Below are 13208 nucleotides of genomic sequence, written 5' to 3'. Positions count from 1 at the left end.
GTGATTAATATCACTACAGGATAAATAATGTCATTTTTACTTAGTGGTAAACAAGGGTTGGTAAAGAATTCAACCAAGAAAATAATGCTGCATAAACCTCTTCTCTTACAGGTTTCCGGGATAGCACGACGTCATGCAGTGCGCCTTCAATCACAGTAACTTGGCAGTCCCCTTGTATACGGGCAGCCTCCCTGTCCATGTCTTTAATATTCAACACGGCATCTCCGCTAAACATCCTTTCGCTCCACTTTTTCTCGCTGATAGATCTTGAAGAGTGAATCACCAAAACCGGAACTGCAATGCGCAAACCCGTCTTCACGCGCTTATGTCCAAGATGAATAGCTCTTACCCATCCACAATTGACACGCGGTGCTACATTAGGTTTCCAAGCCAAATTGTACTCCCATTCACCATGAAAATCTTTATGCAAACTCAGGCCGTACAACGGAGAAAAACCACCATCTATTTGAACATCCGGATGCCCTTTTCCCCACCAGGCTACCAATGGAATCCCTAAGCTCTTCTCCAAAAACCCCAAATTCATATCCCAAAACGGGCTATTCAGAAATACAGCATGAAACAATTCATGGCCTATGTTTTTGGCCGCATAAAGAGAAACAATCAATCCACCCGTTGAATGTCCGCTTAAAAGCACAAAGGTATTTCCCTCATTCTTAAGAAGAGCCAATGCAAAGTTAATATCTGCATCATACTCGGCAAGATCCCGCACATTATTCATCTTTTGATGAGGAAGAAATGATCGTCCATATTTTCTGAGATCCAAAGCATAAAAGTTATAACCATTCAGAATATATTGCTCGGCCATTTCTGTCTGAAAGAAATAATCATTGAAGCCATGTACATAGAGAACAGCTAATGAACTCTTTTGCGGACAGCATTTCCGGATTATTGTTCCCACTACCTTTCCTTCATAATCATCTGGCTGGAGAAAAGTTAACGCTTCAAAACCCTGTCCTAAAACGTCTGGATGATAACCCTGGTCTAAATTCAGATCCATAAAAGAGCTTTTAAAATGAATAAATATTGCAATATATTAACTATTCATAAGATTAAATGGTTCTAAATTTGTTATTTTGAATAACAGAACAATCTACATCGAAAATTAAACTCATATGTCAAAAAACGAGGACAAAGAGATCCAGAACATTCTATCTATAGATATTGGCGGTTCAAACATCAAATCATGTCTTTTAAGCCCTCAGGGTGAGGCACTTTCAGAATACACAAAGTTACCTACCCCTGCAGAATCTACTCCCGAAGCCGTTTTAACAGTGATCAAACAATTGGCTGCCACTATGGGTGCCTTTGCTAAAGTCTCGGTAGGTTTTCCTGGTTATACCAAATCCGGTGTTGTATATACAGCGCCTAACCTGGAGAAAGGCAAATGGGATAAGATAGAATTTGCGCAGATGGTCAGCAATCTTTTAGACAAGCCTGTTCGGCTGATCAATGATGCAGATCAACAGGGCCTTGGTCTTGTAGATGGTAAAGGTTTTGAAATTGTACTCACTTTTGGAACCGGGTTAGGAACAGCCTTGTTATTTGATGGTGAACTACTTCCACACCTGGAACTTTCCCACCTTCCTATTCATAAAGACAAAGATTATGATGACTATGTTGGAGATAAAGCACTTAAAAAGCACGGAGATAAAGAATGGAAAGAGCGTGTTCAACGTGTAATTGACATTTACAAGACTGTTTTCAATTACGACAAACTCTATCTTGGCGGTGGAAATGCAAAATTTATAGATTTGAAGCTGGATGACAATGTCGTTATTGCTTCCAACAGGGAGGGCATAAAAGGCGGCGCAAAGCTTTGGAAAGCTGCAGAAAAATATCAGATCGTTACCGTTAATCCAAATAAATAAGCACCCTACTAAAATATAAACAACAGAACAATGAAACAATTCACTTTAGGAATGATAGGCCTGGGCACAATGGGTCGCAACCTATTACTTAACATGGCCGACAATGGTTTTCAGGTAACCGGATATGATAAGGATCCCAAGATGCTGAAGAAACTTGAAGAGGATGGTAAAGCACATGATCTCAAAGGCTTTGCGTCATTAGAAGATTTTATACAAAGCCTGGAGTTGCCAAGAAGGGTGATGTTATTGGTTCCTGCAGGTCCGATTGTTGACAGTGTAATCCAGGAACTGGTTCCTTTACTGAGCAAAGGTGATATGATCATTGACAGTGGAAATTCTCACTTTACAGATACCAGCAGAAGAGCAGATGAATTGTCTAAGCAAGGGATTCACTTCTTTGGAATGGGAATCTCCGGCGGAGAAGAAGGCGCACGTTTCGGTCCGAGCATGATGCCAGGTGGAGATAAACAAGCGTACAATGCAGTAAAACCTATATTAGAAGCAGTTTCAGCAAAAGTAAACGGCGATCCATGTGTAACTTATATTGGTCCTGGTGCTTCAGGCCACTTTGTAAAAATGGTTCATAATGGTATTGAGTATGCAATGATGCAGGTACTTGCCGAAACCTATGCCTTGTTAAAACATAGCCTGGGCTACAGCAATGAGCAAATCTACGCTACATTTGATAAATGGAACAATGGTCGTTTAAAGTCTTTCCTGCTGGAAGTTACAAAAGACATTTTCAAAGTAAAAGACCCTAAAACAGGTAACCTTTTACTGGATATGATCAAGGATGAAGCAAAATCTAAGGGTACTGGTAAATGGACTTCGCAGGTATCTATGGACCTGCAACTGCCTATACCCACCATTAACGAGGCTGTAAGTACCAGGGATCTCTCTAAATTCAAGAGCCTTCGCGTAGCCCTTTCCAAAGCACTTCCGCATCAGGGAGAAGCTATCGATCATAAGGAAGCTTTTGAAGTGCAATTGGAGCAGGCGTTGTACTTTGCAATGATCACTTCTTACGCACAAGGACTGCACCTTTTGGAAGCAGCCTCTGCAGAGTATAAATACGAATTAAACCTGAAAGAAATTTCACAAATCTGGCGTGGTGGCTGTATCATCCGGGCAGAGTTACTGGAAGATATCTATCAGGCTTACAAAAAGAACCCTGAACTTCCACATCTGTTCTCTGATGAAAGTATTCAACACAAATTAAAGGATATCATACCAGGAACAAGACATGTAGTAATTACAGCAATTGCTCATGGTATTGCTATTCCTTGTTATGCATCTGCCTTAACTTATTATGATTCTTTAAGAACTGCCAATTCTCCGCTGAACCTCACTCAGGCTCAAAGAGACTTTTTTGGTGCACATACCTTTGAACGTGTAGATGAAGAGGGTATCTTTCATGCAGACTGGAATTCAACTAACTAGCAAAAACAACAAAGATGAAAACAAGCATTAGCCTAAAACCGACCATAGTTGTAATTTTTGGTGGAACTGGTGACTTAAATATGCGCAAACTGGCGCCTGCACTTTACAACCTGTATTTAGACGGCTATATGCCCGAAAAATATGCTATTATAGGAACTGCACGCAGACCGCTTACTGATGATAAGTTCAGGGACACCCTGATGGAAGGCATCAATAGTTTTTCCCGTTCAGGAAAAGTAAAGGCAGACAAATGGAGTAAATTTGCAGATCATGTTTCCTATACGGCAGTAGATGTGGAAGCCCCTGATACTTTTGGCCACCTTAAAACTGCCATCGAAAAGCACCAGAAGGAATTCGGTCCGGAAACACAGGTTCTTTATTACCTGGCTGTTGCCCCTAATTTGTTCCCGCTCATCGCGCAGTGTCTTTCTAAATATGAGCTGGCTGGCAATGAAGATACTTGCAGAATCGTTATTGAGAAACCTTTCGGAAGAGATCTGGATACGGCTAAAGAGCTGAATGCGATTTTAACCGGCATCTTTACAGAGAAACAGATCTATCGTATAGATCACTACTTAGGAAAAGAAACGGTTCAGAACATCATGGCTTTCCGCTTTGCCAACTCCTTTCTGGAACCACTATGGAACCGAACCTATATTGATCACGTTCAGATCTCCGTAACCGAGCAACTTGGTGTTGGAGACCGTGGTGGATATTATGAAGGAGCAGGTGCATTAAGAGACATGATCCAAAACCACTTACTTCAACTGTTGTGTTTAATTGGAATGGAAACACCTGTCAACTTTGATGCAGATGAGATCCGTAATAAAAAAGTAGATGTATTAAAAGCCATGCGTCCGTTTGGACCTGATGATATCCGTTTCAGTACTGTTCGCGGCCAATATGCCAAGGGCTGGGTGGAAGGAAAAGAAGTTCCTGGATACAGACATGAAAATGGTGTAGCACCAGATTCTAACACAGAGACCTTTGCTGCCATTAAATTCTTTGTAGACAACTGGCGCTGGCAGGGTATTCCTTTCTATGTAAGAACAGGAAAACGTTTATTTCAAACTTCATCATTAATTACCATACAGTTCAAAGATGTTCCGCATCACATTTTCCCTTCTGCGGTAACGGAACACTGGCAACAAAACAGGCTGATCATCAGCATTCAGCCTGAAATGAGTATTCGGTTGCAGGTTCAAGCCAAAAGACCAGGCTTAGACATGGTATTAAACCCTGTGGACATGGTATTTGACTACAAAGGCACCTACAGCAGTGAGACCCCTGAGGCTTACGAAACGCTGTTACTGGATGTAATGACTGGTGATCAAACCCAGTTTATGCGTGCAGATCAGGTAGAAAGTGCGTGGGAATTATTAATGCCGGTGGTTAATGCATGGGAAAGTAAAAAATCTCTAAGCTTCCCGAATTATACTGCAGATTCATGGGGACCTGAAGATGCTGAAGCCTTAATTGCTAGAGATGGTTTCCATTGGTTTACCCTACCTTTAAATAAAGACTAATGAGCGTACAGATTTATAAAACACAGGAAGAGTTATTTGCAGATCTGGCCAAATATATCATCAACATTGCCAATACTTCTATTGCAGAAAAAGGCCGTTTTGATTTTGTATTAACCGGTGGTAACTCTCCAAAGGAGCTCTATCAACAACTTGCTACGATATACAGATCGGAAATTGACTGGACTAAGGTATATTTCTTTTTTGGCGACGAACGTAATGTTTTACCAGATCATGAAAATTACAATGGCTTAATGGCTAAGAAAAGTATTCTGGAGCCATTAAATATTCCGGAAGATCATATTTTCTACGTGAATACGGAACTCGCACCTGATAAAGCCGCACTTGCCTATAAAGAAGCCATCACTAAACATTTTGATGGTGCGGCAATTTCATTTGATCTGATCCTGCTGGGCATGGGCGATGATGCACACACAGCTTCCCTTTTCCCGGAGACCGAAATTCTGAAAAACACCAGCATATCAGTCGATTCTGTATATGTAGAAAAGCTTTCTACTTTCAGAATCAGCTTTACTGCGCCGTTGATCAATAAGGCTAAAAACGTAGCTTTCCTTGTTTTCGGTGAGAACAAAGCCAACGCTGCAAAACACGTGATTCAGCCGAAGGATAGAAATCCGTTCTTATACCCTTCTCAATTGATTCAACCCACTGACGGAAGCCTGACCTGGTTCTTAGACAGCCAGGCAGCAAGTTTACTGGAGAGTTAAATAATTCAAACCGTCATCAAAGCCGGTGCTTATGGCACCGGCTTTATATTAGGTATAGGTTTTGATTGACCTATAGTGTTAAAACCTAATGCTATGACTTACTTAATGCTCGGAGAAGAAACTCCAGAAACTCAGGAACTCGATTTCAACAATTATTCCTCTTCTAACAACGACGACAGGTCTGATCGTGACGACCTGGACTGGATCATTTATGCAGCTAAAGTTCCACGTTACGGGGAATATGTGCAACGTTTACAAGATTCCCTTGCTCACTACAAGGAACAAGCAGAAAACATACAAGTACTTTTTAATCAGCACCTTTCACAGTTTGGCACTATTCATCTACCAGCCAATGGATTAGTCATTTGGATAGCTTTAAATAAACCACAATCTATAATGAGCAGTATACCTGCTTTAAGGAAGCTCGGCATATATAAACAGGAAAACAACCCTTTCCTAAAACCTACGGATACTGTTGAGGACATTAGAATTGGCTTTGCTTATCCAAAGGCGGAAATTTGGAATGAAGTATTTGCCATCATGGCCGAGCATTTTAAAGCCGCTTTGAACTAAATTTCAGCCAAAGGCCGGTGTTGTTTTATTGTAAAAAAAACAACACCAGCTTATAATAACAGGGTATTCTTAAATCGTATTTCTTTAAATTTACGAATCACCAACAGGCGCAGTCCATGAAAACCATCATTGTAGCAACAGACTTTTCTGAAGTAGCCGAAAACGCCGTAGAATATGCCGCAGCCGTAGCCAAGCAAAATAATGCCAGACTGGTATTATTTAACTCTTTTACGATTCCATTCCATGCCGCCAACACCTTGTTACCTGGCGCAAGTATTCAGCGGCTCATGATAGAGAACGAAATCCGACTGATTGAACGAGCACTTTCTATTTTTTACACCTATGAGATAGAGGTTACCCACGAATCATCCTTTCCTTTTTTAGAAGAAGGACTAAGCAGTCTGATCACAAAATACAATGCAGAACTGGTTGTGCTGGGTATGACCGCAAAGACCATGGAACAAGACCTATGGGGCAATACCACCACTTCAGCTATTAAAAAACTGAATTTCCCCGTGCTTGCTGTACCATTACACGCCAAATTTGAAGGCACAAGAAAAATTCTCTTCGCCTGTGATGTATTCCACGGTGTTTCCGAGCAAGTTCTGGCTCGTATAAAAGAGGTAGCGACCAGTCTGAGTCAGTCGGAAGTGGAAATTTTCAATGTAAATGATAAAGTAGAAGAACTCAAAACAGAGACACATGTTTCTACTGCTGTTCATGCTATCAATGAAGGCTTGGAAGGTATCACTTATTATTATAAAAATGTAAGATCGAATGAAGTGATCAAAGAAATTGAAAAAGAGATTAGAGAGTTTAATGCAGACTTGCTGATCATGGTACCTAAAAAATATGGTTTCTGGTCTTCCATTGTGCACCGCAGCAAAACTAGGATCATGGCTTCAGGATTGAATATCCCCCTGCTTTCTATTCCTATCTAAACCAATCCTAAATAAATATCCAACCATGATATTTAACAAAGAAAAGTACAAATGAGCTGATTTATTTTATCTTTGATAACGACTGTTCTTAATGATGGTTTTAAGGGCTCCAATTTTTTTGTCATGAAAGCACAGGAACCTGAGCAAACTAATGCAGATGAGGAAAACATCCAAGCCATTATAGAACTTATCCAACAACAGTCTCCACTGGATTTTTCGGGATACAAACCCTCAACCATTATAAGAAGAACGCAAAGAAAGGCGGCTAAACATCATTTCAAAACACTTTTTGCCTATTTGGAATTTTTGAAAGCAAATCCCAATGAAATAAAAGAATTGTGTAAGGAGTTTATGATCAGCGTTACGACGTTCTTCCGCGACCCAGAAGCTTTTGAATATCTCCAGACTACTGTTCTTCCAGAGATTATTAGTAACCTGCAACCCGAAGAAGAACTTAAAATGTGGGTGGCTGGATGTGCAACTGGTGAGGAAGTTTATTCGCTGGCCATTTTAATTGCAGAGATTTTGGAACGTGAAGGTAAACAGATCACCGTTAAACTTTTTGCCACAGATATAGATAGCCACGCACTTTCACATGCTTCAAAGGGAATTTATAAAGCATCGGTCATCGACTCAACCGTTTCTGCCGAACGCCTGGAACATTACTTCATTAAAGATGAAGACCAATACAAGATCAAGCCAGCCATACGCAAGATGGTGGTCTTTGCATTACATGATTTAGTTAAAAATCCACCATACTGTAATATGCATCTGATCAGTTGCCGTAATCTGCTGATCTATTTGAATCCTGCTCTGCAAAAAAAAATATTTACCATGCTTCAGTTCGGGTTGAAGAAAGACGGTTTTCTGTTTCTTGGTTCGAGTGAAAATCCAGCACCGATCCTCCATAGCCTTAGCGTTGAAAATAAAATATGGAAAATTTACAAGAACCTGGAAACCAAAAAGGAATCGCGCTTTGACAATTTTCTCTTACCAGAGCGTCCGGATCTAAAACGAAGGCCCGTATCCTATCCTGTGGAAGATTTAAAAATCAGCAGCAATACAATGGACAAAGCCATGCATACTGCTCTGACAGGGGAAATCGACTATCTTGTCATTTGCACCGATGAAGAAGGCCTGGTTCTGAAATCCTACGGGGATACATCAAAATACTTATTGCAAAAGAGTTTCAATTCGGATTTACTCGAGTTAATGCCTAAACCTATAGCAATTGCTTTTAACATTCTTCGTAAAACTGCATTAACGACCAATAAGAAAGCAGTGCTTAAGGGCATAAAAGTCAAAAGTATATCTGCTCATCGCTCTATAAATCTTTCTATAAGTCCGCTTTCTGTAAAAAGAGGTACGGAAAGGCTTCTTATTGTCACTTTTACGGAGCATTATCCGGAATCCTTATCTTCTGATTCTTCAGATCTTGTCTTTGACCATCAAATTCATCAGCAGGAATATATCCTCAATATGGAAGAAGAAGTCAAAGAACTAAAGGAAAAATTGCAGGCAGCTTATTTTCAATTGGATGCAAACAATGAAAATTTGCAGTCGTTTAACGAAGAGCTGCTTTCAGCCAACGAAGAAATGCAAAGCACGAACGAAGAGATGCAGTCTGTGAATGAGGAACTCGACGCAATTAACTCCGATTACAAACTCAAAAACAAGGAATTACTAGAGATTAATGATGACTTGAACAATTACTTCCGAAGCAATATCAACGGCCAGATTTTCATCGATAACGATCTCCGGCTCATGCGTTTTTCTCCGGGTACCATAACCCATCTAAATCTCCAGGAATCGGATCTCGGAAAACCACTCAGCAGCCTTGGCACTCACTTCAAGCTGGAAGATATCCTTAATGATGTAAAAAATGTGATTGTAAATGGAGATGTTATCTATAAAGAAATACAATCCAATGATGGGAAATGGTACCATATTCAGACCATGCCTTATATCCAGCAAGCCACCCTTCAGAGAAACGGAGCGATAATTACATTCAATGAAGTTACAGAGTTAAAGAAAATCCAACTGGAACTGGACAAAAAAAATAAATGCCTGCTTCGTATAAACGCAGACCTGGATAATTTTGTACATACAGCTTCTCATGATCTGCTTGCACCATTAGCCAACATAGAGACCAGTATTATGCTCATGAACCAGGAACTTACTGATTCGGGGCAAAAAGAATTGCTCGCCATTGTAAACACCTCTATCTCTACTTTTCGTGCCTTGGTAGGCGATATTGCTATCATTGCCAAATTGGAAAATGATACACTTCCAATGGAAAAAATTGACATAGCCGGTTTGATTATGAATATTGAATGGAGCCTCGCAGACCGCATAAAAAAATCAGGAGCTTTAATTGTTGTTGACCTGCAGGCTAAGTTTATTTATTTCTCTAAAAAAAACCTGAGGAGTATTCTATATAACCTGATGTCTAACTCCATTAAGTTCGCAAAAAATTTAACTCCTGTCATTTTTGTTTCCAGCAGAGCATCGGAGAACGAGATCATCATTTCTGTACAGGATAATGGAAGGGGAATCCCCAAAGACCACCACGAAAAGATCTTTAACATCTATGGCCGCGTACATCAGGATGTGGAAGGTTCAGGGATCGGACTCTTTCTTGCCAGAAAAATTGTACATGCTGCCAACGGAGATATCGAAGTAGAAAGCACACCAGAAGTGGGTAGTAAATTCTCTATTCGTTTACCTGTTATTTCTGCATAAAAAAAAGGCCGGAATTTCTTCCGACCATTTGTGCATCCTTATGGGCTTTTTCAAACTTAAAATTTTCTCTGATAACGCTTATAAGAAACCACAGCAAGTACAAAAACCATTGCAACGGTTACATACACCCATGAAGGCACAGGTACAGGATCACCTTTTGCATAAGAATGCAATCCGGTGAGGTAATAATTCACGCCAAAATATGTCATAATAATAGTCGAGAAACCAACTAATGACAACAAATTAAATAAGTATTTACTTCTTAATCCAGGAATCAGCCGGACATGCAATATAAATGCATAAACGATTACAGAAATAAAAGCCCAGGTTTCTTTAGGATCCCAGCTCCAGTAACGTCCCCAGCTTTCATTTGCCCATATACCACCCAAAAACGTCCCTACGGTCAATAAGAATATTCCTACGGTTAAAGACAGCTCATTTACAATGGTCAATTCCATTACAGAGCTTTTCACTTTTGCACTAATCTTTTTATTATCAATAACATAAAGCACCAAAACTACCGTACCGATCAATGCACTAAGACCAAAAAAGCCATAGCTGGAAGTAATAATGGCCACGTGTATCATTAGCCAGTATGATTTTAAAACGGGAACTAACGGGGTGATTTGAGGATTCATCTGAGATCCGCCATGTGCAAAACCCATTAAAATAACCGCAATCAAACAACCAGCAGCAGGAATAAAAGCATTGCTGTTCCTATACATGAACAAACCTGCTAAAACACCAATCCAGCTGATAAACAATACCGCCTCATAACCATTACTCCATGGTTCGTGTCCAGAGATATACCAGCGTACCCCTAGCCCTATCCCCTGTAATGTAGCCGCAATGGCCATCAAAAGCAATACGCCAGTTACCACACGATCCAGCATTTTAGAACTCTTGAATAATTTCAAAAAGGCCAATGCAAGAATCAACGTACCAAGGAGTGCATAAGTGATCATTAAATTCAGGAATATATTCCAGGAGTTGTAGCTTACTTCCCATTTTATTTTAGCTTCAGAAGGTACAACCTCTTTACCATATTTCTGTTGCGTTGCTTTTAAACCATTCAGTTCAAAATCTGCAGCAGCCCAATTACCTGATACTTCGCCTTGATTTACGGCCTTAAAATAGCGGGTAACGGCAGCAAGTGTCGCAGTGCTGTCTGACTCTCCAACTGTCAAAGCCTTCCAGGTATGGTTGGCATCACCAATTACCGGAGCAATACGTAAATATTGACCGGAAACCAATTGCCCCATAGCCTGTAACTGATCGTTAAGTTCGATAAGATCTTTATCATAACTGTTCTGATCAGCCGCCTTTTTAGAAAAGGCCTTTAAGTAATCATCCATTAAAATAAATTCAGGCGTACCGTCTGGTTTAAGCCGGATCAGGTTAACCATAGAAGCATAGCCTTCGGCGTCTGCATGTACAGCTTTTAGCAAATCCGGTCCTCCTTTACTGCGCACTTTTATTAAGGGAACATTGATCCAGTTGCCCGGCGTAGTCGAAGCTGAAAGAAAGAACTGATTCGCGTTTAAGGAATAGAAACGGTCTTTATGAAACAGTTTTCTCAGTATTTCCAAGGCCATAGTATTCACCGGCTCAATCCGGCCGTCTATATTTTGCACCAGAAGGTAACCAAATCTGTCCGCATGTTCCTGGTCTATTTTAACAGAAGAGGCAAACTGTTTTGAATCTGCATTTTTAGCCGGTAACCCGCCTTGTACGGCATTGATGTCGTGGCTATGGTCATGCATCTCGTGACTGTGATCGTGTTTGGTTCCATCCGTGCCATGCATATCAATTTCCTGACTGAAAGCACCACCCAACGGTAGAAAGAAAAGCAACATCAAGAGGGCTTTTGACTTGGAAAGACTTCTCAACTGCTCATTCAGTTTGGAGAAATGTGTCCCTTTCCAGAATAAGGTTACAAACATACCCAGGAAAAGCAAGGTATAACCAAGATAGGTTACATTAGTTCCCCACTCATCATGGTTTACTGAAAGTACAGTCCCTTGCTCATCTTCGTCAAAGCTGGACTGGAAGAACCGGTAACCGGAATGATCCAATACATGGTTCATAAATATTTTATAAGGTCTTTCACCTGCAGCGTCTTGTACCATCACATCTGATGAGTAAGCAGCAGGGCTGTTACTTCCCGGATATTTTTCCATTTTAAAATGCACCAGTTTAAGAGAAAACGGAGTCTGATATATCTTAGAACCGTAAGCCAGAGAAATCCTCAGTCCTCCGATTTCACTCTGATGCTGGAAATTGGTCATTCCTCTTCCACCATAAAATGAAACCGTGTCTACCGCGCTTGGTGTCCGCACCTCTACCTTAACCAGGTCCAGATCATGTTCATGGGTTCTTTTATCACCTTCATAATACATGATATGTCCGTTTACCGGTCCTTCTGGAATGACGAAGGCCAGACCTCCATAGGTATATAAACTTCTGAGATGAAAAGGTTGGGCAACGTTGTCTGCAGTTACCGTTTTTCGCTCCTGGGTAGCCATGATCATATAATTACCTTCATACGGTGAGGAGATTTGAAGTTCTCCTTTAGAATCGTTCAGATTAATGGCACCAGGCGTTTCTTTGTTATAGCTCACCAACATATTCTGCAGCAGCTGAACCGTGCCAGAAGGGATATATTTATTGGCCCTTTTACCATTTTCCAGTACCACCAGATGAAGCGTTGGTTTACCAGAGACCTCCCGAACCAGTGAATCCTGAGCCCTGGCATAAAAATCCACGATTTTCATCTTTACCCGCTGGCCCTGGTAGTCATATTCTGAGGTAAATGTTTTTTTAAATGGTTTTAAATAGGTAGGTACGTGATTGGAAATTAAAATAGCAGGAACATCGTCATAGGCCAATGCCTGATCATCCTTACCAATTTGCACCTTAAAAAATGTCGCATCAGAAACCACAGAGTTACTCGATTCACCCTGTCGGATATGCATCGATCCTTCAAAACTAATGTATCGGGTAATGTACCCCCCTATAAAAATGATAATAAATGCCAGGTGGAAAACCAGCAAAGGCCATTTTTTCCGCTGGGTAAGCTGGTACCTCTTGATGTTCCCAATAAAGTTCAGCACCAGGATCAGCATAATCAATTCAAACCACCAACAGTTATAAATAAGTGCTTTAGCGACAGCTGTTCCGTAGTCATTTTCTACAAATGTGGCCATGGCCATGGAAAAAGCATAAAGCAATAACATTACACCCATTGTGCGGGTAGAGAAGAGTATTTTAGCTAATCTGTTTATCATTTAATTTTTCTGTTGATTTCTAACCACCGCAAAGATGGCCTTAGCCAGCAGAAAAATTAAGTTTAATTGAATTTATGGCAAAAAA

The 13208-nt window shown here is 40.6% G+C and carries 9 protein-coding genes; 7 read left to right on the top strand and 2 right to left on the bottom strand.

Going from position 1 to position 13208, the window contains the following annotated elements:
• Positions 1-40 precede the first annotated feature (40 nt).
• Positions 41-1018 carry an alpha/beta hydrolase gene (locus R2S08_RS08115; protein ID WP_316834689.1) on the bottom strand — a complete coding sequence of 326 codons (978 nt, stop codon included), beginning with the start codon at positions 1016-1018 and terminating at the stop codon, positions 41-43.
• A gap of 115 nt (positions 1019-1133) precedes the next feature.
• Here R2S08_RS08115 and R2S08_RS08110 point away from each other — a divergent pair, with 115 nt between their 5' ends.
• The 7 genes from R2S08_RS08110 (at position 1134) to R2S08_RS08080 (ending at position 9836) form a co-directional block, all read left to right on the top strand.
• The gene (locus R2S08_RS08110) at positions 1134-1889 is read left to right on the top strand and encodes an ROK family protein (protein ID WP_133784012.1); all 756 of its coding nucleotides are present in this window, start codon (positions 1134-1136) and stop codon (positions 1887-1889) included.
• Between the two features lie 30 nt (positions 1890-1919).
• Positions 1920-3329, top strand: coding sequence for an NADP-dependent phosphogluconate dehydrogenase (gene gndA, locus R2S08_RS08105; protein WP_133784014.1), 1410 nt, complete (start codon positions 1920-1922; stop codon positions 3327-3329).
• 14 nt (positions 3330-3343) lie between these two features.
• Positions 3344-4855 carry a glucose-6-phosphate dehydrogenase gene (zwf, locus tag R2S08_RS08100; RefSeq protein WP_133784016.1) on the top strand — a complete coding sequence of 504 codons (1512 nt, stop codon included), beginning with the start codon at positions 3344-3346 and terminating at the stop codon, positions 4853-4855.
• Positions 4855-5580, top strand: a complete 726-nt coding sequence (gene pgl, locus R2S08_RS08095) for a 6-phosphogluconolactonase (RefSeq protein ID WP_316834688.1) — start codon at positions 4855-4857, stop codon at positions 5578-5580. The genes zwf and pgl overlap by 1 nt, the downstream gene beginning before the upstream one ends.
• Before the next feature lie 93 nt (positions 5581-5673).
• A complete protein-coding gene (locus R2S08_RS08090; RefSeq protein WP_316834687.1) occupies positions 5674-6153 on the top strand; it encodes a hypothetical protein in 480 nt (159 codons plus the stop codon).
• 116 nt (positions 6154-6269) lie between these two features.
• Entirely contained in the window at positions 6270-7094 is an 825-nt protein-coding gene (locus R2S08_RS08085) for a universal stress protein (RefSeq protein ID WP_316834686.1), read from the top strand.
• 123 nt (positions 7095-7217) lie between these two features.
• Positions 7218-9836 carry a CheR family methyltransferase gene (locus R2S08_RS08080; protein ID WP_316834685.1) on the top strand — a complete coding sequence of 873 codons (2619 nt, stop codon included), beginning with the start codon at positions 7218-7220 and terminating at the stop codon, positions 9834-9836.
• A gap of 56 nt (positions 9837-9892) precedes the next feature.
• On the opposite strand, the gene ccsB is transcribed toward R2S08_RS08080, so the two are convergent.
• Entirely contained in the window at positions 9893-13123 is a 3231-nt protein-coding gene (gene ccsB, locus R2S08_RS08075) for a c-type cytochrome biogenesis protein CcsB (RefSeq protein ID WP_410479516.1), read from the bottom strand.
• Between the last annotated feature and the right edge of the window lie 85 nt (positions 13124-13208).

The organism is Pedobacter nutrimenti, assembly GCF_032678445.1.
GTDB lineage: Bacteria > Bacteroidota > Bacteroidia > Sphingobacteriales > Sphingobacteriaceae > Pedobacter > Pedobacter nutrimenti_A.
Note: the sequence above shows the minus strand (reverse complement) of the source record. Positions and strands in the feature narration are given on the sequence as shown.

Excerpts from the sequence above, each read along its gene's own strand:
- R2S08_RS08080 (WP_316834685.1), top strand. The coding sequence starts at position 7,218 with ATGAAAGCACAGGAACCTGAGCAAACTAATGCAGATGAGGAAAACATC.
- ccsB (WP_410479516.1), bottom strand. The coding sequence starts at position 13,123 with ATGATAAACAGATTAGCTAAAATACTCTTCTCTACCCGCACAATGGGT.
- pgl (WP_316834688.1), top strand. The coding sequence starts at position 4,855 with ATGAGCGTACAGATTTATAAAACACAGGAAGAGTTATTTGCAGATCTG.
- R2S08_RS08115 (WP_316834689.1), bottom strand. The coding sequence starts at position 1,018 with ATGGATCTGAATTTAGACCAGGGTTATCATCCAGACGTTTTAGGACAG.
- R2S08_RS08090 (WP_316834687.1), top strand. The coding sequence starts at position 5,674 with ATGACTTACTTAATGCTCGGAGAAGAAACTCCAGAAACTCAGGAACTC.
- gndA (WP_133784014.1), top strand. The coding sequence starts at position 1,920 with ATGAAACAATTCACTTTAGGAATGATAGGCCTGGGCACAATGGGTCGC.
- zwf (WP_133784016.1), top strand. The coding sequence starts at position 3,344 with ATGAAAACAAGCATTAGCCTAAAACCGACCATAGTTGTAATTTTTGGT.
- R2S08_RS08085 (WP_316834686.1), top strand. The coding sequence starts at position 6,270 with ATGAAAACCATCATTGTAGCAACAGACTTTTCTGAAGTAGCCGAAAAC.
- R2S08_RS08110 (WP_133784012.1), top strand. The coding sequence starts at position 1,134 with ATGTCAAAAAACGAGGACAAAGAGATCCAGAACATTCTATCTATAGAT.